21 protein-coding genes are annotated in these 24268 nt (G+C 48.3%); 9 read left to right on the plus strand and 12 right to left on the minus strand.

The window, feature by feature from the left end; translation table 11 throughout:
* Positions 1 to 98: 98 nt before the first annotated feature.
* Together KFF03_RS12380 and KFF03_RS12385 are read left to right on the plus strand one after the other, a co-directional pair.
* Positions 99 to 815, plus strand: a complete 717-nt coding sequence (locus KFF03_RS12380) for an efflux RND transporter periplasmic adaptor subunit (protein ID WP_370647480.1) — start codon at positions 99 to 101, stop codon at positions 813 to 815.
* Positions 816 to 949: 134 nt separating this feature from the next.
* Positions 950 to 1888 carry a fructosamine kinase family protein gene (locus KFF03_RS12385; RefSeq protein ID WP_255857233.1) on the plus strand — a complete coding sequence of 313 codons (939 nt, stop codon included), beginning with the start codon at positions 950 to 952 and terminating at the stop codon, positions 1886 to 1888.
* On the opposite strand, the gene KFF03_RS12390 is transcribed toward KFF03_RS12385, so the two are convergent.
* The 6 genes from KFF03_RS12390 to KFF03_RS12415 all read right to left on the minus strand — a co-directional run bounded on the left by KFF03_RS12390 (position 1877) and on the right by KFF03_RS12415 (position 8207).
* Positions 1877 to 2410: an isochorismatase family protein gene (locus KFF03_RS12390; RefSeq protein ID WP_255857234.1), complete on the minus strand. Its 534-nt coding sequence runs from the start codon at positions 2408 to 2410 to the stop codon at positions 1877 to 1879. The two genes, KFF03_RS12385 and KFF03_RS12390, sit on opposite strands and share 12 nt — an antisense overlap.
* Positions 2411 to 3328, minus strand: coding sequence for a Dyp-type peroxidase (locus KFF03_RS12395; RefSeq protein ID WP_255857235.1), 918 nt, complete (start codon positions 3326 to 3328; stop codon positions 2411 to 2413).
* Between the two features lie 179 nt (positions 3329 to 3507).
* Positions 3508 to 5202, minus strand: a complete 1695-nt coding sequence (dld, locus tag KFF03_RS12400) for a D-lactate dehydrogenase (protein ID WP_255857236.1) — start codon at positions 5200 to 5202, stop codon at positions 3508 to 3510.
* Between the two features lie 4 nt (positions 5203 to 5206).
* Positions 5207 to 5857: a lactate utilization protein C gene (locus KFF03_RS12405; protein ID WP_255857237.1), complete on the minus strand. Its 651-nt coding sequence runs from the start codon at positions 5855 to 5857 to the stop codon at positions 5207 to 5209.
* Complete coding sequence (locus tag KFF03_RS12410; RefSeq protein ID WP_255857238.1) at positions 5854 to 7437, minus strand: LutB/LldF family L-lactate oxidation iron-sulfur protein; 1584 nt, start codon at positions 7435 to 7437, stop codon at positions 5854 to 5856. Before KFF03_RS12410 ends, KFF03_RS12405 begins: the two co-directional genes overlap by 4 nt.
* Complete coding sequence (locus KFF03_RS12415) at positions 7434 to 8207, minus strand: (Fe-S)-binding protein (protein WP_255857239.1); 774 nt, start codon at positions 8205 to 8207, stop codon at positions 7434 to 7436. The genes KFF03_RS12410 and KFF03_RS12415 overlap by 4 nt, the downstream gene beginning before the upstream one ends.
* 289 nt (positions 8208 to 8496) lie before the next feature.
* Here KFF03_RS12415 and KFF03_RS12420 point away from each other — a divergent pair, with 289 nt between their 5' ends.
* Positions 8497 to 9261 (plus strand): GntR family transcriptional regulator, encoded by a 765-nt coding sequence (locus tag KFF03_RS12420; protein WP_255857240.1) that lies wholly within the window; start codon positions 8497 to 8499, stop codon positions 9259 to 9261.
* A gap of 92 nt (positions 9262 to 9353) precedes the next feature.
* A complete protein-coding gene (locus KFF03_RS12425) occupies positions 9354 to 10214 on the plus strand; it encodes a CPBP family intramembrane glutamic endopeptidase (RefSeq protein ID WP_255857241.1) in 861 nt (286 codons plus the stop codon).
* A 17-nt stretch (positions 10215 to 10231) separates the two neighbouring features.
* On the opposite strand, the gene KFF03_RS12430 is transcribed toward KFF03_RS12425, so the two are convergent.
* Complete coding sequence (locus tag KFF03_RS12430; protein WP_255857242.1) at positions 10232 to 11092, minus strand: LysR substrate-binding domain-containing protein; 861 nt, start codon at positions 11090 to 11092, stop codon at positions 10232 to 10234.
* 166 nt (positions 11093 to 11258) lie between these two features.
* On the opposite strand from KFF03_RS12430, the gene KFF03_RS12435 reads away from it, so the two are divergent.
* Entirely contained in the window at positions 11259 to 11471 is a 213-nt protein-coding gene (locus tag KFF03_RS12435) for a hypothetical protein (protein WP_255857243.1), read from the plus strand.
* A 244-nt stretch (positions 11472 to 11715) separates the two neighbouring features.
* On the opposite strand, the gene KFF03_RS12440 is transcribed toward KFF03_RS12435, so the two are convergent.
* The 4 genes from KFF03_RS12440 to KFF03_RS12455 form a co-directional block, all read right to left on the minus strand.
* Entirely contained in the window at positions 11716 to 12237 is a 522-nt protein-coding gene (locus tag KFF03_RS12440) for a hypothetical protein (protein ID WP_255857244.1), read from the minus strand.
* 577 nt (positions 12238 to 12814) lie between these two features.
* On the minus strand, positions 12815 to 14488 hold the full coding sequence (aceF, locus tag KFF03_RS12445; protein ID WP_255857245.1) for a dihydrolipoyllysine-residue acetyltransferase: 1674 nt from the start codon (positions 14486 to 14488) through the stop codon (positions 12815 to 12817).
* A gap of 14 nt (positions 14489 to 14502) precedes the next feature.
* Positions 14503 to 17160, minus strand: a complete 2658-nt coding sequence (aceE, locus tag KFF03_RS12450) for a pyruvate dehydrogenase (acetyl-transferring), homodimeric type (RefSeq protein ID WP_255857246.1) — start codon at positions 17158 to 17160, stop codon at positions 14503 to 14505.
* 464 nt (positions 17161 to 17624) lie between these two features.
* A complete protein-coding gene (locus KFF03_RS12455; RefSeq protein WP_255857247.1) occupies positions 17625 to 18095 on the minus strand; it encodes an FKBP-type peptidyl-prolyl cis-trans isomerase in 471 nt (156 codons plus the stop codon).
* Between the two features lie 137 nt (positions 18096 to 18232).
* Here KFF03_RS12455 and KFF03_RS12460 point away from each other — a divergent pair, with 137 nt between their 5' ends.
* The 3 genes from KFF03_RS12460 (at position 18233) to KFF03_RS12470 (ending at position 20864) form a co-directional block, all read left to right on the plus strand.
* Positions 18233 to 19090: an HDOD domain-containing protein gene (locus KFF03_RS12460; RefSeq protein WP_255857248.1), complete on the plus strand. Its 858-nt coding sequence runs from the start codon at positions 18233 to 18235 to the stop codon at positions 19088 to 19090.
* A 101-nt stretch (positions 19091 to 19191) separates the two neighbouring features.
* Positions 19192 to 19671: a ferritin-like domain-containing protein gene (locus KFF03_RS12465; protein ID WP_255857249.1), complete on the plus strand. Its 480-nt coding sequence runs from the start codon at positions 19192 to 19194 to the stop codon at positions 19669 to 19671.
* Entirely contained in the window at positions 19668 to 20864 is a 1197-nt protein-coding gene (locus tag KFF03_RS12470) for a putative manganese transporter (RefSeq protein ID WP_255857250.1), read from the plus strand. The genes KFF03_RS12465 and KFF03_RS12470 overlap by 4 nt, the downstream gene beginning before the upstream one ends.
* 76 nt (positions 20865 to 20940) lie before the next feature.
* On the opposite strand, the gene KFF03_RS12475 is transcribed toward KFF03_RS12470, so the two are convergent.
* Positions 20941 to 21426 carry a peptidylprolyl isomerase gene (locus KFF03_RS12475; protein ID WP_255857251.1) on the minus strand — a complete coding sequence of 162 codons (486 nt, stop codon included), beginning with the start codon at positions 21424 to 21426 and terminating at the stop codon, positions 20941 to 20943.
* A 263-nt stretch (positions 21427 to 21689) separates the two neighbouring features.
* Between KFF03_RS12475 and KFF03_RS12480 the strand changes: the two genes are divergently transcribed.
* Positions 21690 to 24209 (plus strand): hypothetical protein, encoded by a 2520-nt coding sequence (locus tag KFF03_RS12480; RefSeq protein ID WP_255857252.1) that lies wholly within the window; start codon positions 21690 to 21692, stop codon positions 24207 to 24209.
* The last annotated feature ends 59 nt before the right edge of the window (positions 24210 to 24268 follow it).

The following is a 24268-nucleotide window of genomic DNA, read 5'->3' on the forward strand; positions in this document are numbered from 1 at the left end:
TCTTACTGCTGAACATGCACGCACCAGTGGCCAAGGATGTACGCTTAACCGCACCGGTAACGCCAATTATTGCGCTGGTTCAGGGTCACGTCAGTGAAGTGGTTGCCGAACCCAACACCCCGCTGAAAAAAGGCGATGTGTTACTCAAAATTGATGACACGTTATACCGCTCTCGCTTAGAGCAGGTTCAGGCCCAGCTTGAACTGGCCAAAATTCGCCTGGATCAGGCCACCAAACTTGCCAAGCGTAACGCCGGTACTGAATTTGACCGCCAGGGCGCAGAAGCGGAAGTTGAACGTTTAATGGCAGCCGTTGATGAAGCGGAATTTAACCTGGCTAACTGCACCATTGTGGCTCCGGCCGATGGCATGGTGACACAGGAGCTGGTCAGACCGGGCCAATTTGTCATGCCCATGGCTTTCAGCCAGCTGATGATTTTTGTTCATAATGAACAATCCTGGTTAGGATCATTCCCGCAACAAGCTTTACAGGGAATGGCGAACGGAGAAGCGGCTGAGTTGGCTATTACTGCAGCACCGGGCCATGTGTTTTCTGCACAAGTTGAACGTGTTGTTCCGGCGATGGGCGAAGGCATGGTCGCCGCCAGTGGCCAGCCAATCAAAGGGGCTTATGATCGGGCACCAGGCCGTGTTCTGGTCATGATTAAAATGACCGATGAACGTGCAGCTGATCTGAAACTGCCGGTGGGTACTGATGCCATGGCAACAATTTTCACCACCGACCGCCACTTATTGAATCTGGTTCGTGGTTTGATTATGCGCATTAAAAGCTGGGAGAACTGGATTTTCCACTAGGGCCTGTTAACAAACCCTAACACTTGGCAGCAATTCATAAGGCCTGCTTTTTTAACAATTTGATAAGTGTCACTCAGTTTTTCTCAATTGAGTGACTTACACTGATCAGGCTGTTAGAAAGCGAGGCCTTTTTTATGAATGCATCGGCTGCACATCAATACATCCCTCAGGATGATAATGACCAGATCGTGCTGGAAATACTGCAACATGCAGTGAAGTATCAGAATTTATTTCCACAATCCGTGGAGATTAAAGGTTACAACCTTCAGAGCCACTCCGGTCAGACACAAATTACCGTGCAAACGGCAGCGGGTGCTTATTTTATTAAATGCCGTTCGTTGGAAAGCCACCTTCAGAGCCTCGCCGAGCAACGCTGTTTAAAAGCGCTGATGCAAAGCAATACGCTCGCGACCTGCGCTCCTTTAGCCGCCTCAACCATCAGCAGCGACACCCAGCAAATAAGTTATCTGATCCTGCAACACCTGCCACTGGCCGTTCATGGCGACTGGTTCAGTGCCGGGCAGCAGCTGGCACAAATGCATCAGCATGAATCCGAACAAGGCTATGGCTTTGGCTGTACCACCTATTGCGGTGATACACCACAGGACAATAACTGGAATACCAACTGGGCTGACTTTTTTATCCAGCAGCGATTGATGCCACTAATTAATCAGCTTGAGCAACAACACATTCGCTTCAGCAACAGCGAGCCATGCTTGCAAAAATGTCAGCAGATTTTATCCGAACACCAGCCTGCAGCGGCTTTGCTTCATGGTGATTTATGGTCGGGAAATGTCGGTTTTAATCCGGATAAATCACTGGCCTATCCGATGGTGTTTGACCCGGCCAGTTATTATGGTGACGGCGAAACCGACCTGGCGATGACGGAGTTATTCGGCCGTTTTCCGAAGAAGTTTTATCAGGGTTACCACAGCGTGATTGCCGCAGACTCAGGGTATGAGATGCGGCGTCCTATTTATCAGCTGTATCACATTCTTAATCATGCTTTGCTGTTTGGTGAGCATTACATTGATCAGGCAGAACAGCTGATGCAGGAAATTTTATTTCACTAACCGTATCAGCTCCGGAAACACATCACCTTCAGCAATTTCCTGAAGTTCAAACAGGGCCATTTCGACAGACGTCAGACTGGCCCCCAGAGACTGCATTTTTGCGATAGCCAGCGCTCTGTTTTCTTCAGAGCGTGAACTCACCGCATCCGTCACCAATTGCACATCGTATTTTTGAGACAACAAATCAGACACCGTCTGATAAACACATATATGCGCTTCAATACCAGCCACTAACCAGCTACTGCGCTTATGAGATTGAATTGTTTGAACTATTTTTTCGTTTTTTAAACCGGAAAAGGTATTTTTTTCCAGCGCCTGACCCGGTAATAAATCAATGATTTCATCCCGGGTGGCTCCCAGCTTAGCAGGCAGTTGCTCCATCCAGACGATCGGAATATCCATCAGCTGAGCACCGGCAATTAATACTCTCAGGCGCTCGAACAAGCCTTGATAATCGACCATTTGCTCAGCCAATTTACCCTGAACGTCCACCAGAATCAGGCCGGTATTGTGTTTATTCATTTACGGATTCTCTTTTAATAGCTGCAGCAGATCTGCCTGGGCTGGCATAAACCAATAAGAACCGCTCAGCGGCTCAGAGAACGCCATCAGGTGATCACTGATACCATCCGCCGTTGCACCCACCATACGTTCAAGCTGGATCTGAATACGCCGCACCTCACTGGCAAAACATAAAAAGTACAAGCCTTTATCGTCTGCATTCTGATAATACGGTGTACTGCGACGATAAATTTTCATCGCTATGCCATCCACTTTGACATCGGTACGGCTGACGTGTGAATCCGCTGGCATGGCATCACCTTCCAGCTCAATATCATCCTGCTTGGTACGGCCAATCACAGCTTCCTGCTGCTTTACCGTCAGTTTGCGGAACGATTCAAGATCATGACGCCACTTCTGTGAAAACACATAACAACCGCCCGCACCCGGCATACCGGATGGGATTTGTGCCGCCGCAATACGCTTTTCTTCTTTCGGGTTCGCCGTACCATCAACAAACCCGGTTAAGTCGCGCGAAGCCTGATTCTTAAAACCGCTGACATCTAATGTGATACTGGCGACCTCAGCCAATTGCTGCTGAACCTGTAACGCAGCGGCCATCACTTCACCGCGGTCTTCGCCATGCAACCAGAAAAACACATCAGCCTGAGTCGCTGGCATCACATGTTTGGCCGCCACTTCGGCAAAAGGAACCAATTCAGCAGGACGCCATTGCGGCTGCAAACGGTCCCAGGCCTGAGCGCCAAAAGCCACGCCAACATAACAATCCGCAACCGGAATTAATGCCTGAGCAATGGTTCGCTTTACCGCATCGGCATCGACATTGGGAAGCAGTTGATATTCAAGGTAGTGAGCATGGATACCCGGCTCACGATACAAGCCCGCCTGAGCCGCGGGCAGTACACTGGTGTTTGTCATTATCTGTATCTCTCATCATCACAACCTCTAGTGTTGACGAAAATACGACAAATGTGAATCTCCCGGGCCTCTTGAGTCGATGAGATCGGGAGAAGATTGAGTTGTTAAACGATATAAATCAACGTTGTTAAAGCCTTAGAACGCCAGCCTCAACAATGCCAGTCTTAACAACGCCAGTTTTAACAGCAGCAGCGCTTATGTTTATCGGTTTTACCAATCCCGGGGTTAAAGCTGTTGGTTGGGTCCAGTTGCTGATAGAAATCTTTTAATCCCTGCTCAGCTTCGTATAAATGACCCACATTGTGCTCTGCAGGGTATTTGGCTTCGCGATCTTTCAGCAGCTTCAGCATCTTAGCCTTTAGTGCTTTTGGGTCGACGCCTTTTTTCACGATGTAATCCTGATGGAAGACGTAACACATAAAGTGACCATAATAGAGCGAGTGCTCGATATGCTGGCTGATTTCTTCCGGCAGAAACTCTTCCCAGCTGAGATTATTACGCGGTAACGCAATATCCAATGCCAGGATATCTTCTACTTTATTTTGATGAACAGCCTGGTAACGAATGGCGGCACCGGCGGCGGCAAAACGATGCAGGTAGGCTTTTTTTCCTTCATCGGCGCTGCATTCAAAATAATCACCCCGGTCGTCACGACCAAAATACTCCGTCAGGTATTGTTTGGCTTCATCAATACCGTCATTACTCATTTTAAGAATCAGGTAATGATCGTATTTTTTACGGAAATCCTGCATACGTTTTGGCAGCATGTTTGGCCAGAATTTACTGGCGAACTGCATCACCCGGTCGGGAATATCTTTAGGCAACCAGCTGATTTTATTTAATGTCGCTGCAATCCGACCTTTAAGAGCAAACATGTTTGGCAGCATATCGGTGCCAAAATAGTTGATGACCATAAAGGTATCTTTGCCATATTTTTCCGCAATATCATAAATATCACGGTGCATGTATTCGGCTACTTCCGGCAAATGCTTAAATTCCGACAGAATATGACGACGCAACTCAGTCAGCTGATCGGCATCATTGGTGCCGATATAAAAGGTTTGCTCACGCTCGGCAACGGCAAAGGTATCCAGACGAACAGCAAATACCGCCAGCTTGCCGGCACAACCACTGGACTCGTACAGGCGCGACGTATCGGCGTTATAACGAGCCGGGGTATTGGCGTTAATATCTCGGATAATTTCCGGATAGTCGCTGGCCGAGGCTTTTTCATCGCCTTGTAAAATATCGCCCGGGCTGAATGTTTCATTCTCAAGATTGTCGAGAATTTCTTCTGGGGAGGATCCCAGATTAATCCCCAGGTGATTCACCAATACCAATTCGCCCTCAGCGGTGATTTGCGCATAAAGCGACAACTCGGTATAGGCTGGCCCACGCTGAATTAACGCACCCCCGGAATTATTGGCAACACCGCCAACAATCGACGCACCAATACACGAAGAACCAATCACCGAGTGTGGCGCACGCTTAAGTGGCGCCAGCATTTTCTCAAGAGTGAACAAAGATGAGCCCGGGAAACTGACCACCTGCTTACCTTCGTTCAACAGAATCAGTTTATCCAGCTTACGGGTGTTAATAATCACCACATCACGATCGTAGTCATTACCGCTTGGGGTCGAACCTTCGGTCAGGCCAGTGTTAGCCGCCTGCATAATGATGATTTTGTCGGCCTCAACACACGCCTGCAATAATTGCCATTGCTGCTTCAGCGTTTGTGGAAATAACACCGCCAGTGCATCACCACCACCCGAGCGAAAGCCGGTACGGTAATGTTCCGTTTTGGTGTCGCCGGTTAATACATTATGGTCGCCAACAGCCGAACGGCAGAGAGCTAAAAACTCTTGATTATCCATGTCATCACTCACTGATTAAAATAACGACTAACTCTTTCGGGCCATGTGCACCAAACGCCAGCGTTTGTTGAATATCAGCGGTTTTACTCGGCCCGGAAACCAGCAATAAATTAGTTGGTTTTGTCTCGCCCGCCATTTTCTGCTGCCAATATTCTGAACCAACCAGTTGATTAAAATCGGCTAATAAATCGGACTCACGCACCACCACAATATTCACCGGCGGCACCAGTGATAAGGTTCTGGGCTGTTGCACACTGGTTTCCAACATCAGTGATCCTGTTTCAGCCAGGCCATATTGCGCCCAACAAATGCCTGCATTCACCTGCTGAAACAGCACCTCTTTATCCAGTGCCTGTTCATAAACTTCCAGCTGCGGCAAGGCTTTATTAAGCTCTGCAGCTTCCACATTCTGGCCTATCAGGCAACGTTCCAGTTGCTTATCGGCCAGCAGAGTTTGCACGGTTGACGCCAGATCCTGGGAAGAAATTTCAATCACTTCGGCATGATTATCGACCAGGTTCTGCACAAATTCAGATTTATACTCAGCCGGTTTCAGGCGGGTTTCAGTGGCGGCAAACGCTAGCGGCGAAGGCGACACTGGCGTCGCAGCCTGAGCATTTTTCAAACGCTGTAAAATACGGTCACGACTACTCATGATGATTCTCCGTTGTTGCTTGTCGCATCACGCTCGGGTTGATCGGCCAAACCTCTCTCTTTTGCTAACTGATGCAGACTTTTAGCAGCGGCTTGTGGCATGGATCGGGTGTTTGTCCAGGGGGCGAGTTTTTTCGGTAATAATTTACGTCCACGTGTCATTACACCGGTCATCAGGCGGTACAGCAACGGGGTATCGTGGGCCATTGCCCAACCTTTCCAGATCAGGCTTTCCATTAATGTGCGTTTGGTGCCACGTCCTTCAACCGCATTAAACACCTGGCGTACTGAATCGGGTTTAACGTAATTAACGTCTTTACTTACGGCTTCCGCCCGCAGTTCACGAATCAGTTTGGGCAACGGAATGCGTACCGGACAAGCTTCACCGCAGGCGCCATTTAACGAGCAGGCCGTTAACATATCGCCGTGTTTATCAATGCCACCAATTTGTGGCGTTACCACCTGACCAATAGGCCCCGGATAGGTTGAGCCATACGCATGGCCACCAATACGGGCATACACAGGGCAGTGATTCATACAGGCGCCACAGCGAATGCATTGCAACGTGGGTTTTAAGGTTTCGTGATTAAAAATGCGCGAACGGCCATTATCCACCAGCACCAGATGCACCTGTTCCGGCCCATCTTTTTCCTCTGGCTTTTTAGGCCCGGAAATCATATTAAAATAGGTCGTGATTTTCTGACCCGTGGCGGAGCGGGTTAACAGTTTCACCACGTCCGGGACCTGAGAAAAATCCTCCACCACTTTTTCAATGCCGGTGACCGCAATGTGTAATTTAGGCGCGGTGGTGGTCATACGACCATTGCCTTCATTTTCGACTAAACACAGGGTTCCGCTATTAGCAACCGCCATGTTAACGCCGGAAATGCCAGCATCGGCGGTCATAAATTTATCGCGTAAAATCGCCCGGGCATTACCAATTAAGTCATCAACATCTTCGCTGTAAGGCACCCCTTTGCCGTCACTGGTTTCGGCGCGACTGTGCATCAAACGGGCAATCTGCTGCTTATTTTTATGAATCGCCGGCATAATAATGTGCGACGGTGTTTCTTTGGCGAGCTGAACCAGATATTCACCCATATCGGATTCAAGACATTCAATGCCACGCGCTTCGAGGTAATGATTTAATTCAATTTCCTCGGTCACCATGGATTTACCTTTCACCACGGTTTTGGCGTTATTGGTGTCCAGAATTTTATGAATCAGGTGGCAAGCTTCATCGGCCGTTTCGGCCCAATGCACCACAATGCCGTTAGCGGTGAGATTATTTTCCAGCTTTTCTAATAAATCCGGTAATTGATTTAACGTATGCTGGCGAACCGCTTCGCCACGATCGCGCAACGCCGCCAGCTCATCTTCGTCCGGAAACATCGCTTTACGTTTTCCCACCAGAAAATTGCTGGCGCCCAAAAAGCTGGCACGCAATTCGTCATTTTCCAGTGACATTTTTGCCCGGGCTTTAAAATGGCGTTGCTGCATATCCGCAAATTCGTGTTCTTCGCGGTTTACCAGGGTCGCCATTTCATCGGCGCTGATTTGGGTAACACGGATCTGATTCATTGTGTGCGCTCCCACAGTACCGTTGCCAGGTGTTTGGCCGGCATCGAGCGGCCCTGTTTATCTAACGTGCCACTGATGTTCATCAGGCATCCACAATCGGCACTGGTGAGCACATCGGCGCCGGTTGCGGCAATGTTGTCTGCCTTATCGGCCGACATCGCTGCCGAAATATCCGCTTGTTTCACTGCAAAGGTGCCACCAAAACCACAACATTCCGTGACCCGCTCCGGCTCAACAACCTGAACGCCCGACAAGCCGGACAACACCGCTTTGTGTTCTTCAGCGACCTGCATCGAACGACGAGCACTGCAAGAGGTATGCAACGCCACTTTCACCGGTTGCTGAGCCGTTTCTTTAAGCTCAACCTGCAGCACGTTCACCATGAACTCAGAAAACTCAAAGGTGCGCTCAGCCAATGCCTGGGCCTGAGGCTGTTCAGGCTGACCCGCAAACAGGGAGATATAATCGTGATGAACCATGGCGGCGCAGGAACCCATCATCACCACCACCGGAATGTCTTCGGCAAACGCTTTTAATTGCTGACGAGCAACCTCTCGTGCTTCCTGGTCATAGCCCGAGTTGTATGCAGGCTGGCCACAACAGGTCTGGCCCTGAGGGAAAATCACCTTGACCCCTTCCCGCTCAATTAAAGAAATCGCATCCATACCAGCCTGAGGGTAAAAACTGTCCACCAGACAGGTTCCCATCAGGTATACCGCCCGGGGCTTGGCCGGGTAGGTGCGATTGCGCTTATTCATCATCGAAGACATACATCACCGCTTATATTTTATTATCGACAACTCAATAAATTGGTAATACCATTTATCCAATTGAGATTATGTGTCTAAATTATCGTGATACTGAAGTGCGCGTCAAATGCCAGGACAGGTTAATCCCCCTATTTATTTTAGACCTTGGTATGAGTAAATTAATCTGGATAGCCGATATCGGCTTCCAATATACTCACCTGATTGGTTTTACCTTTTTACAAAATCCTTATTAGCCAAAACAGCGACTAAGTATTTATACCAATATGCAACCAGCCACTGCGGAAGCTCTATGACTGAACATTCTATTCGTGCCTCAAAAATTTCTGACATTATCGCCAAGCGATTAGAAACCATGATTCTGGAAGGCAGCCTGGCGCCAGGCCAGAAAATGCCGCCAGAACGCGAGCTGGCGCTGCAATTTGAAGTGTCACGGCCGTCCTTGCGTGAAGCCTTACAAAAGCTGGAAGCCAAAGGTCTGGTATTGCGCAAGCAAGGCGGCGGTACGTTTATCTCGAACGACATTGGTTTATCGTTCGTAGATCCACTTACGCAGTTATTTCAAAGTCATGATGAGTTTAACTATGACCTGCTGGAGTTCCGTCATGCACTGGAGGAAGTCGCTGCACACTATGCGGCACTTCGCGCCACACCGGCTGATCACGAAATTATAGAACGTCGCTACCAGGAGTGGCTGGAATGCCACCAGGCGCGAAAAGGTTATAAAGAAGAAGCTGAAATGGACTGGCGTTTTCATCTGACCATCGCCGAAGCATCCCACAACGCGGTATTACTGCACTCCATGCGTGCCCTGTTCAGTTTGTTTAAACAAACCATCGCCAGCAACCTGGAACACTTATACATCAAAGACGAACGTCGTCACGAAATTAACGAGCAACACGCGGCCATTAAAGATGCGGTGATCAGCGGTGACCCCAAGGCAGCACAACAGGCGGTGAATGATCACCTGGCCTTTGTTGAAGAAACCCTGCAACAAGGTGCTCGGGTAGAGAGCCATTCTAAGCGGTCATTGAGGCGTATTGGCCTCATGCGCTAACACCATGAAAAACTACTTACGCTGCGCTCTTGCCAAGAGGGCAGCGGCTCAATAGTCTCTCTGCTGTCCTTTTATCCAAAACGGAAACACACGTGAGCGGCTCCTATAAAAATCCCCTGTATTGGCTTCACCCGAAACAGATCTGGTCTCATGTCACCGACATTGACCGTCAGGCAGAAAAAGATCGTCAGGGCATCGCACCGGATACGCTGAAAAACCGCGCCTGGGTTGTGATTGCCGTTGCCTGTGTGTGTTTATTAATGCTGCATTATCTGAAATATTCCAGCAATTTACGCACTGCTATTCCGATGCTTGAGAGTGTGTTTTCCATTCCTAACAAGCAATGGCTGAATGCTTATTATGGCAGCGCTTACCGCGAACTCTGGGGCTATGTATGGTGGGGGTTCTGGCATTTATTGGCATTTATTATTATCCCGGTTGTTACCATTAAATGCTTACTCAAACAGTCGTTAAAAGACTACGGCTTGCAACTGGGTGAAGTCCATAAACACTGGCTTGGATATGTGTTATTAACCACCCCGATTATTGGTTTTGCCATTATGGCCAGCTTCCGCAGTGACTTTGCCAACCACTACCCATTTTATGACCTGGCCCATATCAGCTGGCTGGATTTGTTATTGTGGGAGTGTATTTACATCACCCAGTTTATTGCCGTTGAGTTTTTTTTCCGGGGCTTTCTGGTGAATGGTTTACGCACTCAGTTTGGCAGTTTATCGGTGGCGGTTATGTGCCTGCCGTATTTAATGCTGCATTTCCCTAAGCTCTGGTTAGAGTCAACCGGCGCTATTTTATTCGGCTTTTTTCTCGGCATTCTGGCGTTAAAATCGCGTTCAATCTGGGGAGGGGTCGCGGTGCATGTCGCCATTGCCCTGACCATGGACTTTGCTGCCATGATTCAAACCAAAGGCCTGCCGGAGCAATGGCTGCGCTGATTTTATACCGGGCGAGATCATCTCGCCTTCAGCGATGCCCGCTTTAACGAATCAGCCAGCTGTCGTCCGGCTTCAAACCCGGGCCGGTATCGCAGCCAGGAATAAACACTCGGCAATGCTGGCAAGCCGAGTCGTTCTCCCACCAACTCACCACCATCCGCCGCAGCACTCTGAGGCCGAACCGTCACCGCCAGGCCACTTTTCACCGCGGCCATTAACCCCTGATAACTGGAGCTGGTGTACACCAAACGCCAGGGAATATCATGGTGTTTTAACGCTTCCAGACAGGCAATGCGGAACTGACAATTACTGGTGTAAGCGGCGATGGGTAACTCCCGCTGACCACTCCATTGCCAGCCGGGGGCGCCAATCCAGGCCAGCGGCTCGACATTCAATAAGTCACCACTGCCCTGCATTTCCTGCAGAGATACCGTCATAATCAGGTCGTATTCGTCATTATCAAACCCCTGATGCAACGCCGGGGAATAGCCGGTTTCCACATACAAACGAATTGCCGGGTTTTGCCGGGCAAACTCCGCCAGCAAGTCGGGCAACATCAACTCCGCAATTCCCTGAGAAACACCAATGCGCACCTCTCCCTGAAGGCCGCTACTCTGCAAACTGGCGATGGCATCATCCTGTAGCGCCAATAATCGGCGGGCATAACCCAGCATCATTTCGCCTTCGTGCGTAAGTACCCGCTTACGCCCCAGCGTTTTAAACAAGGGAACACCCACTTCCTGCTCCAGCTTTTTCATCTGCTGACTGATGGTTGATTGCGTTTTATGCAAAGACTCCGCAGCACGAATAAAACCCTGTTGCTCCACCACCGCAACAAAGGTACGCAGCACTTCACTACTCAGATTGGGTAACGACATAAGTCCTCCGCCAGCGGCCTATAAATCACATTTAACGATCAATTTAATTAATTTTAATCGTTATTAACAATCATTATTTGGTCGTAATCTTAATCATGACAACACCGGATAACGAACTACCAAGACAGGCCTTACTCACGACCTACCTACTGACGAGGGAAGCACTATGAACAGGTTATCGCACACACACATTCAGCGAACCGAACAAGGTTGCATTGATTTTCAGCACTATGAGAAGGTCGCAAGAGAGTTGCGTACTGACAAGGTGACGGATGGTTATATCGGGATAAAAAAATTGCTGGGAGCTTCTTGCCGTAATCTGAAAGCCCGGTTTGGGTTAATGGTGCGGGCGTTTAGCTCAAAGAAGTGTGAGTTGTAAAAGCATACAGTGATTGTAATGCCTTCGGTTAATACTTGCTTCCTGAAACTCTACTCGCTCCCACGCTCCGCGTGGGAGCGGAGGGATTTAGTTACGACCGTCGCAGTTCAAGTTTGGTACTAGGAGCAATAATAAATCTCACGCCAGGGTCATAGGAGCTATGTGGTGGGGCTATTTTTTGCGATAATTTACGAAGCAAACGCAAAAATTGGCGGGACGTAATGGCTTCCCATACACCCACTTGTTATGGCTGCGAGTTGAAAATGGGACGCCCATACACGGACTCCATCCAGTCTCTGATTTTTTGCCTTTGCCCCCAAAGCTCGGAAACCTGAAAATCTATACCGTGAATATTCAATCTATATTCATTTTCAAATTTTTCCCCTGCATTCTCGGGAGCAATTATTACAGATAGAATTAATCCTGTAATAAACGAAGGCGGTAGATTCCACGTTTGGCCTATACTCATTCCTGTTCGGTTATCAAAGTTAAGGCGTGCGTCCAGTTCACCTTCATGGGCTATAGATGTTCTGCCAAATTTGTAAATTGCTTGTGGGATTGACAGACCATTGCATTCAATTCGAAAAATGTTCCTGGTAGCAACATGGCTAATGATATCGAGTTCATCATCTAGAAAGTTTCGAATTCTATTTCCAACACCTTCGCTAGGTCGTCTTCTCTTTGCAGTTTTATCAAGAGCAGGGAAGTAATGTATTAAAGACGTCTCGAAGTCTTCGCCCATGAATGCCTTAACACTGTCTTCCATTCTTCGACTTATTGAGCTAGTAGACATTTTTCTCTGATCCTAAAAGGCCATAACAGTTTAATCACACGCCCTTGCAAGATTGACTACCTTGCAAGCGACACACCTTTCAAAGTTGAAGAAACTCTTCTAGCACTTGGATGCAAACTGATTTAAAACAGAAACCTTCCTTAGCAAGATCATTCCCTTCCAGACAAGCGTGTCGTGCACACTATTGACTCTATTGTTTTTAAAATATCACTGGCGGAGAATGCAGACAAGCAGGAAAACACAGTATGTAGGGCAAACTTGGCAGAGGCAGAACCATTACCACGCAGAGCGTGGGAACGAGGGGCTGTGCGGGAGCAAGAGGTGCGCAAAAATTAGGAAAAAGTACGAGCCATAAAAAAACACCGATACGCTCTCCATCCGATATGAGGTCGGTATCAGACGGAAAACGTATCGGTGTTGCGCTGGAAAAAACCTGGCCCTGAATCCCCGCTCTCGAATACCGGAGATTCAGCCACCTTACCAGGCTTTTAATCACCCTCTTTTCAAAGGGCATTCTTCATTTGTTGCTGTGCATTCAATCTACTAAATATCACAGCACCAAACGACGAATATCACTGATCATAGCGACCAGAGTGGTAAAGAATCGACCACAATCTGCGCCATTAATTGCGCGGTGATCGTACGATACTGCCAACGGCAGCATGTTGCGTGGTTCGAACTCTTTACCATTCCAGATTGGCTTAATCTGGGCTTTTGATACGCCCATAATCGCCACTTCTGGGGTATTCACAATCGGCGTAAATCCGGTGCCGCCAATCGCACCCAGGCTGGAGATGGTGAAACAACCACCCTGCATTTCCACCGGTTTTAATTTACCGGCACGGGCTTTAGCTGCCAGTTCGTTGCTTTCTTCCGCCAGTTCCCAAATGCCTTTTTTATCGGCATCGCGAATCACCGGAACCACCAGGCCGTTGGGTGTATCCACCGCCATACCAATATGAACGTAGTGTTTTTGCACCATGTGTTCGCCATCGGCGTGCAGCGATACGTTAAAGCTTGGTTCAGCACGCAATGCCATCGCCGCCGCTTTAATCAGGAACGGCATTGGCGTTAATTTCACACCGCGACGTTCAGCTTCGGCTTTCATGTCTTTACGGAACGCATCGAGATCGGAAATATCCGCTTCGTCGAACTGCGTTACGTGGGGCACGTTTAACCAGGCGCGTGACATATTGGCAGCGGTGAGCTTTTTAATTTTGCTCATCGGTTGCATGTCGATTTCACCAAACTGGGAGAAATCAATTTCCGGAACGGCTGGAATACCCGAGCCAGACGTGACGGCCACCTGACCGGATTCCGCTTTCTGAATCAGATCTTTTACATAGGCACGAATATCGTCTTTGGTAATACGATTGCGCGCACCAGAGCCTTTTACCTTGGTTAAATCGACACCGAGCTGACGCGCCAACCGACGTGATGACGGACCGGCATAAACTCCTTTGCCTTCTACCACAGCCTTAGACTCTGCATCTTGCGCTGCCGCTACAGGCTCTGCTTTTACTGGTGCAGGTGCCGAAGCTGGCTGAGATGCCGACGCTGGTTTTTCTGCCACAGGCTCAGGTGCTGACTCAGATGCTGGAGCAGCGACCGGAGTAGTTTCAGAGTTTGAAGTGGTTAATACGGCATAGACATCACCCTCATTAACCTTATCGCCCACCGCGACTTTAAACTCGACCAGAGTACCGGCTTGTGGTGCTGGTACGTCCATGCTGGCTTTATCGGTTTCCAGTACCAGCAGCGAATCTTCCGCTTCGACGCTGGCGCCTGGCTCAACACTTAATTCGATAATATCGACATCGGTGGCACCGCCCAGATCCGGTACGGTTAACTCGATGGTTTCACTGGCTGTAGGTGCTGCAGCAGGGGTTGTGGTAGGGGTGGCAGGTGCCGCAGCCGGCGCTTCCACAACTGCCTCAGGCTCTGCAACGGGTTCAACCGCAGCTTCAGATACCGGTGCATCAGATGCTTCGCTGGTCAGCGCCAGAATATCCGAGCCTTCAGAAACGGTATCGCCCACCTTCACCAATAATTCAGTAACCACACCCGCATGACTGGAGGGTACTTCCATGGTGGCTTTATCCGTCTCCAGAACAATTAAGTCCTGTTCGACGTCAACGCTGTCACCCACTGCGACTGAAATTTCAATAATTTCGACGTTTTCTGAACCGCCGAGATCCGGCACTTTAACGATAATATTGCTCATTGTTTTGCCTCCTCTCAGCTCAGGGTTGGGTCCAGTTTTTCGGCATCAATACCTAAATGCACACGGGCTTTTTCCAGTTCTTTTACATCGAACTTGCCGTCTTTTGCCAGGCTGGTTAATGCCGCCAGTACGATAAATTCACGGCTGACTTCGAAGAACTGACGTAATTTTTTACGCGTATCCGAGCGACCAAAACCGTCGGTACCCAGCACTTTATATTCACCCGGTACAAAGGCGCGTAATTGTTCGCCGTAGGATTTAATGTAATCCGAAGCAAAAATAACCGGGCCACTTTGTGTGCTTAATTGCTGAGTGATGTAAGGCACTTCGGCTTCTTTTTCCGGATGCAGCAGGTTGTTACGCTCACAACGCTGACCGTCACGGGCCAGTTCGTTAACGGACGTCACACTCCAGATATCCGATTCAACACCGTAGTCTTCACGCAGAATATCCGCCGCCGCTTCCACTTCACGTAAAATGGTACCGGAGCCCATCAATTGAACACGGGCATCAGACTTCTTAGTCTTTTTACCTTCTTTCAGTTGATACATACCTTTGATGATGCCTTCTTCCGCACCTTCTGGCATTTCCGGATGAACGTAGTTTTCGTTCATGGTGGTGATGTAGTAGAAGCAGTTTTCCTGATCGTCGTACATACGTTTCAGGCCATCCTGAATAATCACCGCCAGTTCAAAACCGTACGTCGGATCATAGGAGTGACAGTTCGGAATGGTGTGTGCCATTAAATGACTGTGACCGTCCTGATGCTGCAAACCTTCACCGTTTAATGTGGTACGGCCGGCGGTTGCACCAATTAAGAAACCGCGTGCCTGAATATCACCTGCCGCCCAGGCCAGATCACCAATACGCTGGAAACCAAACATGGAGTAGAACACGTAGAACGGAATCATCGGGCAGTTGGAGTTGCTATACGCTGTTGCGTTGGCAATCCAGGCTGACATGGCACCGGCTTCATTGATGCCCTCTTCCATGATCTGGCCTTTTTTATCTTCCTTGTAATACATGATCTGGCTGTGATCATGCGGGGTATATTTCTGACCCGCGGAAGAATAAATACCCAGTTGGCGGAACATACCTTCCATACCAAAGGTACGCGCTTCGTCCGGCACAATCGGCACAATACGCTTGCCAATTTCTTTGTCTTTAACCAGTTGTGACAACACCCGCACAAAGCTCATGGTGGACGACATCTGACGTTCGCCACTGCCGGTCAGCTGGCCTTTAAAAGCGTCCAGAGCAGGTACTTTTAATGGCTCAAAATCGGTACGACGGGATGGCACCGGACCGTGCAACGCTTCGCGACGTTCACGCATGTATTTCATTTCCGGGCTGTCTGGCGCCGGGCGATAATACGGAACGGTTTCTAATTCTTTATCGGTTAATGGAATCGCAAATTTATCGCGGAAACCTTTTAACGATTCAATATCCAGTTTTTTCACTGAGTGGGTATCGTTAGCGGCTTCACCCGCATCACCCATGCCATAACCTTTTACGGTTTGCGCCAGGATCACGGTTGGCTGACCTTTATGCGTCATGGCTTCAGCATAGGCGGCATACACTTTAAACGGATCGTGACCACCACGGTTTAACTTGGCAATATCTTCATCGGTTAACTCAGCAGCCAGCTCCGCCAGCTCCGGGTATTCGCCAAAGAAGTGTTCACGGGTATAAGCCGGGCCGTTAGCTTTGTAGTTTTGCAGATCGCCATCAACCACTTCGTCCATGCGCTTTTGCAACATGCCGTTGGTGTCTTTTTCCATCAATACATCCCAATGGCGACCCCAGACGACTTTAATCACGTTCCAGCCAGCACCGCGGAACACACCTTCCAGTTCCTGCATGATTTTGCCGTTACCACGCACCGGGCCATCCAGACGCTGCAGATTACAGTTCACCACGAAGATCAGGTTCTCTAACTGCTCACGGCCCGCCAGAGAAATCGCACCCAGTGTTTCCGGCTCATCACATTCACCGTCGCCCAGGAATGCCCAGACCTTACGATCACCGCGAGGCGATAACTCACGTGCCGACAAATAACGCATCACGTGCGCCTGGTAAATTGCCTGAATCGGACCTAAGCCCATGGATACGGTTGGGAACTGCCAATAGTCTGGCATCAGCCATGGATGTGGGTAAGAAGAAAGGCCATTGCCATCCACCTCACGACGGAAGTTATCCAGCTGCTCTTCATCAAAACGACCTTCCAGGTAAGAGCGGGCATACATACCCGGCGCTACATGGCCCTGAAAATAAATCAGATCACCCAGGTGACCATTCTCATTACCGCGGAAGAAATAGTTAAAACCAACATCGTACAAAGTAGCGGAAGAAGCAAATGAGGCAATATGCCCACCCAGACCTTCATCGTTATCGTTAGCACGCATCACCATGGCCAGCGCATTCCAACGAATTAATGAACGAATACGGCGCTCCATAAACAAGTCGCCAGGCATTCTTTTTTCTTTTTCAGGTGGGATCGTATTGCGATATGGCGTGGTAATCGCCTGAGGTAAAGCAACCCCTTTATCCAGGGCATTATCGAATAATTGCTTGAGCAGGAAAGCAGCACGCTCAGGTCCGGCATGGCGGATAGTGGCATGTAATGAATCCAGCCACTCCTGGGTTTCATAGACATCGATATCGTCGGTCATTGATTAATCCTGTCAGTTTTCAACAAAGTTAACATTAAGCAAACCGAGAAAAATATTGGTCTTACCTATTATCCTTTTATATTCGAAAAGCTAATAAATGCCTTTAAAAGAAGAATATTAAGACTCGCGAATGTAACCATTATCATACATTCACAGAATTTATTCCCGTCATTTCTTTATCTGATAAAGAGTTTGACCGTTTTTGAGAGGCACCACAAGCTCCCCCTGTAGTTTTTTTACATGAGAAGAAGCAATTGCCTACTAAGGTCTAAAACAGAAAGAACACCACATCTGACAGCCATTGGATAACTGCCAATCACTAGTGAGTGAAACTACGAGGAGAAAGGAAAACTACTCATTTGAAACTACTCATGTAAAACATGAGCGAAAAGGAGGAAACCGCTTACGACTGTTACCACTGCTGTCGCTATATCGCTGTAAACGGTTATGATCAGAAGCGTCGTTTATTGAATCGCAATCAGTTCAACATCAAAAATCAGTAAAGAGCCTGGCGGAATACTGCCTGCCGCCCGATCTCCGTAAGCCAGCGCAGAAGGAATAAATAAGCGGGTTTTGCCACCTTCTTTCATCAGCTGCAGCCCTTCGGTCCAACCCGGAATCACCTGATTTAAACCAAACGAAATTGGCTGGCCACGCTCAACCGAGCTATCAAACACACTGCCATCAATCAACGTGCCGTGGTAATGCACTTTCACCATATCCGTTGCCGCAGGGCTGGCGCCAGTACCCTCTTCAAGCACCTTGTACTGTAAGCCTGAGCGGGTTTGTTGCACACCGTCTTTGGTCGCATTTTCATTCCAGAACTCAGCCGCTTTGACCTTATTCTCTTCCGCCTGCTTCTTAACACCGGTCGCACGGCGGATAGCCCACACCACCAGCGCGACGATAATGATTGCAGCAATGATATTCATCATGACAATTACCTGCTTGCCGTTATAGAAAAAAGACAATGATAACAGAGCCTTAAGCGGCGTTCTAAAACAGAATGAAACAGGCAATTCTGGCATCAAGCGCTATAGTTAAGGCAGCGTACTATGTTAATGAGCCAGTTATGTCAGAAACTCAGGAAACCAACCAACCCATTAACCTGCAAGGGAAGATTGAAATACCACCGCCACCGGCAATCATTGAGACACTGAGTCGCTCAATGGCGGACCTCAATACCATTGGCAAAATGATTGCTGAGCAGGAAGCGTTAGCGAGCGAAGTGGTGAATACCATCAACGCCCCCTGCTTTAATCTGGTACGCAACATTGCCAATATTGAAGAAGCCGTTCGTTTTCTGGGCCATGAACGCATTGTTCGCCTGGCAACCGCCCGCTCATTAAGGGCTTCTTTCTTTACTAGCAGTCAAAGCTTTCCGGAAGAGATCTGGAATGTCGCCAACCGGGTGGCGGTGGCTTGTGTACTTATTGCCAAGGAATTAAAGCTGGCTGAAAGCGACAGCGCCTATGAAATTGGTTTATTTCATAACATCGGCATGGCATTACTGTATAACCATACCAGCCGCTATCGGGTGATTGTTAAAGCCGCTTATCGTCATGAGAGTGGCGCGATCAGCGCTTTTGAGAAACATCACCTGGGCGTTACTCATGCTGAAATCAGCGGTCAGTTGGCCAAGCGCTGGCTGGTAGACGACATGGCGGTTGAGGTCATTTCGCATCATCACGCTTCGCAGTGGATCAATCAGCAATTTAAAGAAAATGCCAATGAGGAAATGCTGAATCTGATGGCCATGCTCAAGCTGGCTGAACGTATCTCCCATTCCTGTGGTTATATTGCACAAGCTCATCAGAACTACGAATGGCAACGCGTGGCTCCGGCCATTCTGAATTACCTGGGCCTGAATGAAGCACAACTGGAGCGGTTGAAACGGCATGTGCTGGAGGGCATGAAACAGGAAAGCTGAGAGTACAAAGGGAAGGATACTCAGGGAAAAGTACAAAGGGTTTACATACACCTCACTTTAAATGATAATAATTATCATTAACAAAGATGAGGAGTTTCTCTGTGTTTATCGCCACTCAATCAACCACATCTGAAAAACGCTCACAAAAACTGATCAGCCTTCTTAAAACCGTCGCGGACAATGAACGCCAGACCCACAAGCTGTATACCGATTTTTTGCAATCATCACACAGCATCAGTGATGATATTACCGATCTTTGTCATACCGCTCTGCACGAGGATAAGAGCCACTTCGATGAGATTCTCGCCTGCTTAAAACGCTTGGAAGCAACGTCTCATTCACAACAGGCTCAAAAACTTTTCTTTACGCCAGAGTATCCACTGACCACCGAGAATTTATTACAACACCTGCGCGATATCGAAGCTTTCTCCGTGAAGGCTTATAACGAAATCTGCAATATCTCAATGGAATACGACTATCAAGTATTCGACTTATCGTATCGCAACATGAATGAAAATCTGGCTCATCTCGATTTTGTCAGTAATCTTCTTAACAACTTGCATGCAGGTGAGCGTTTGTGACCACCTGGATATTAAAAAAAATAGGCATCAGCCAGGGACAGATAAAACCACCGTCTTTATTGGCCCAGCTCAACAAAGACAATATGTTAGTGCTGCTGATCTTGTTTGCACTGTTATTTTTATATCAGGTCGATACATCGCTGTTGGATTTGATTATTTCTACCCTGAGTGATGCCTATTTAGGTGTCAGCATTTTCATCTCTGCCACACTGGCTGTTTTCTATTTTCTCGATCGCTATCTGAAAGCGAACCTGACCCTAATGCTTAATCGCCCGGGCTTGTTTCAGGTTCCGGTCGCGGCCTTTCTTGGTGCGCTCCCGGGTTGTGGCGGTGCCATTATTGTGGTCACTCAATTTGTAAACGGCCAAATGACTTTTGGTGCATTGGTCGCGGTCTTGATTTCAACCATGGGAGATGCCGCTTTTTTATTGCTCTCACAACAGCCCGAAACAGCGCTGCTGGTATACAGTTTAAGCCTGGGTGCAGGCATTATTTCGGGTTATTGCATTAATGCCATTCATGGCACCGGCTATATGAAATCAGACTATGACTCCGTTGAAACGGAAGATTATGAAATACCACGCCTGCCCTCAAACCTGACGAACTTTTTTATATTTATGCTAATACCAGGGACTGTGCTTGGTCTGGCAGAAGCGTTTCAACTGGATACTAATCACTGGTTTGGTGCATTTGCCGTTGTTGAGCCGGTGAAGTGGATCGGATTTACCGGTGCGTTATTGTGTATTGCGATCTGGATCAGCCAGCCGCTGGATTCCTGGTCTGCCCGATTTGCGGTGAAATCAGAAATTAAATACCTCAAAGAAACGGTCGTCGCTGAAACCAGCTTTGTGTCGGTGTGGGTTATTCTCGGTTTTTTATGTTATGAACTGCTGGTGTATTTTACCGCACTGGACTTACAGGCTCAGTTCAGCAGCTTAGGCGGCAGCGTTATCTTATTTGCTATTCTGTTAGGTTTTGTGCCGGGTTGTGGCCCACAAATTGTGCTGACAACCTTATATTTAAATGGCGTTGTACCGCTTGCCGCTCAGGTTGCCAATGCCATCAGCAACGATGGTGATGCATTATTTCCAGCGATTGCGTTAGCGCCAAAAGCAGCCTTAAGCGCAACACTTTATAGCGCGGTGCCAGCTTTTATTATTGGGTACGCTATGTATTTTCTGGGTTGGAAATAAAAAACCACGATCATATGACCGTGGTTTTTTATTGCAGATCTGACGATTAATCCGACAGACTCACGCTGGGCTTAGCTCAGTGATGATGACCGTCAGGACCATGTACATGACCGTGTGCCACTTCTTCATCAGATGCATCACGAATGGCTTCAACCGTCACACTGAACTGCAGTGATTTGCCTGCCAACGGATGGTTCGCATCCACAGTCACTTCTGTGTCTGTCACTTCAGTAACAATCAGATTAACCGGACCTTGCTCGGTATCTGCAGTGAATGCCATACCCGGTTCAACCTGCTCTACGCCCTCAAACGCCGCCACAGGAACCACCTGGATACGTTCATCACTGTAATCGCCGTAAGCATCTTCAGGGGCTACGGTGACTTCAAACTCATCGCCTACCTGCTTGCCTTCCAGCGCGTTTTCCAGGCCGGGAATAATATTCTGAGCACCGTGCAGGTAGGTCATTGGCTCGCCACCTTCCGATGAATCAATAACAGTGGCCGTTTCCACATCCACCACTTTATAGTGAACGGTTACAACTTTATGTTGTGCAATAGTCATTATCAGCTATCCACTTGGCCCGGTTCTTCCGGGAGGGTAAGAAACAGCGTTTATTGATTCAACGCTGCATGAAGCTATCAGTATAACAATGAAAGAGGTGAATCACAGGGCTTGTTGGTTACCAGCCAATGAAGATACGAAAAACAATTGTTCACATTCAGAGAAACAGATCACAGAAATCAACACCCGTCCGCGTCTTCTAATGCGCCACCTTAGAAAAGACAATAGTATCAATAAAAACATAGTAACCAGAGGGGTGTAGGATGAAGAACTTGCCCAAAACTAATGCCTTGTTTATTTCCCTGCTGATAACCATCAGCATCACCGCTTGCAGTGGTGGAGGCGGAGGAAGTTCCAGCGATGGTGTTACTTCAACGACAGGAGGAACAACGGCGGATCGCTCAGATGACTCTGATTCAGACACCCCAGACCCAGGCAAGCCCGGCTCCGATACTACAACCCCAAACAATCCGGGTTCCGGCGATCCAACACTAACCGAATGCGGTGGCCAGGTTATTTATACCGTTGGTGCCTCCCAAGGCGATATTACCCCGGCCAGTGGCCAAACATTGACCTTATCCAGCAATGACGATGACTGGGGCCAGCTGCATTTTTCATCGACACAATTACCACAGAATCTGACGAATGCCCGTGAAACATTTCAGTCTTCACGCTACAACGGTCGTACGGGTTGGGAAAATCAAAAAGACGATATCTTTATTCCGATGCGCTCCCACTGGGCGCACTGTGTTAGTCAGGATAATCAAGGCAACAATGTTGATAACTTATTTGTGTCGATGACATTACAAGACGGTGATGGCATCGAAGATAACGTCGGTTCTGTTTTTCATATGCAATATGACAGTGCCAGCCAGAGTTATCTTCGTACCGGTAACGAAATCATCCTCAACGGCATGTGTCATCAGGCACACGGTATTGCTGTTAATGCCGACTGCTCACGCGTAGCATTATTGTGCGAAACCGAGCCGGAAAAAAATCTTGACCCTTGTTTTAATGCCAATAAAGACCTGGTAGCTGAAAGCGATGATGTACACCTGAAACAGTCGAATAATTATCAGGGCAATGCGAATTTCCTCAGAGATTTGCCGAATGCATTAGTGAATTTCGAGCGCTTTGATTTCAGAGAGCCGACTTACCTTGAAGAAATTATTCCTATCAGCACTGTACTGCCAACCTTAAATAATCATTTCCCAGGCGTGTTTAACAGCGACAGTGTTTATAAAAACCTGAACTCTGGCCACTTCTCCACCTTACTGGCCGAGTCTCCGGCTTTTGCTGGAAAAATGGACGAGTTCAGAGAAAGATTCCATATTCAGCGCGATGTGGCTAACGATGAAGTCTGGTTGCTGGAATGGAACGCCAATGCCGAACCAGTCAATCTGGATGATGAATTTGACAGCTTTATTGTTTCCAAATTAGCCGGCGGCTCCGGTGCTAAAACCGCAATGAATTTATTGTATACCGATGCCGAAGATGATGACCGTGGCTGGGGCACCTACGCTTTTGCCCAAAATACCCGTTATTTTGCTGACGATGGCTCCTCCCACGTTTCTGGCTCACTGAATGTGATTAAACGCGATTTTGAAGATAACGAAGGTATCTGGGAATACGACTTGTTTGGCTCAGGAGCCAGTGGTCGTAGCGGCCGTGGCTGGAGTAAAGACTGCACCGTTGGCCATGTACTGCACGTACGGGTTGCTTACGATCCCTTCAAGCAAGAATACACCGCAGTATGTACCACAGACCATAACTATATGGGTGCCAATGTTGGCTACATCGATGACAGTTTATTTGGTCCTGCGGGAGGCAACCCTTACAGCCAGCTCGGTAACATTGGTATTAAAGACGAAAACAGCAATGCCACAGTGGGCGGCCGTTGGGTACACGTAGTGCAGAATACCAACAGCTATGAATCCATTGGTGGCGGCCACACCTTAGTCGCACTGGATGAAAATACCAATATGCTGGCGTTTGTTGCTGGTCAACACACGTCAAAAAGCGCCTTTGATGGCTTTATGCACGACGCAACTAACAGAACGTTACCGGTAGAAGGCGCGTTCGATATTAATGGCCGTTGCTGGAGTAATACCTCCTCCACCCCGAACTGCGATAATGGTTACCTTGATCATTTAATGTCACTGACGGATGAGAGCCAAACCTATAATGGTGTGACCCCCTTCTTTAATATTCATGATTTAAAGGTTTCGCCTGAAGTTGGGGTAGACACCAGCAGTACACGCTCCATCGAACATTACATGCGCTCAGTCACCCGTATTGGTTTATTAAAAACCAACGGCCAGGAGCCAATCCCGGGTGAGCGGGTTAAATGGATTGGTGACGAGTGGGATTTGAATGCCGATGGCGATATCACTTTCGACAATAAACGCCTGACCGACAGCGACGCACAAGCCTGTTCTTACAGTGACCCACAGCTGGTGAATCTTGGTAATGGCCGCCTGCTGTTGGGTTATGCCAAACAATTCTGCTATGGCGACCAATACCAGGACAGCAATAGCTACAACACTCGTCTGAGCCGAATTAACGGTTTGGATCTGTTAGTGCCTATGTCTTATTACCTCGCGGAATTGGATCTGGACGGTAATATCGTTGCAGGTCCAACGGAATTAAAACTGGATAACGGCACAACCTTTGGCTGGGGGGATTGGATGAAATTGTTCCGATCGGTGATGGTAAAGCAGCCTGGTTGTACATCGAACAACCTACTCGTGATAATCCATCAACCGAAGCACCCGACCCTCTGAATCATAACTGGCGGGTCATGGTATACGAATCGACTCACAACCAGAATTAATCCCTTGCC

The organism is Bacterioplanoides sp. SCSIO 12839 (assembly GCF_024397975.1).
In the GTDB taxonomy this organism is placed as follows: domain Bacteria; phylum Pseudomonadota; class Gammaproteobacteria; order Pseudomonadales; family Oceanobacteraceae; genus Bacterioplanoides.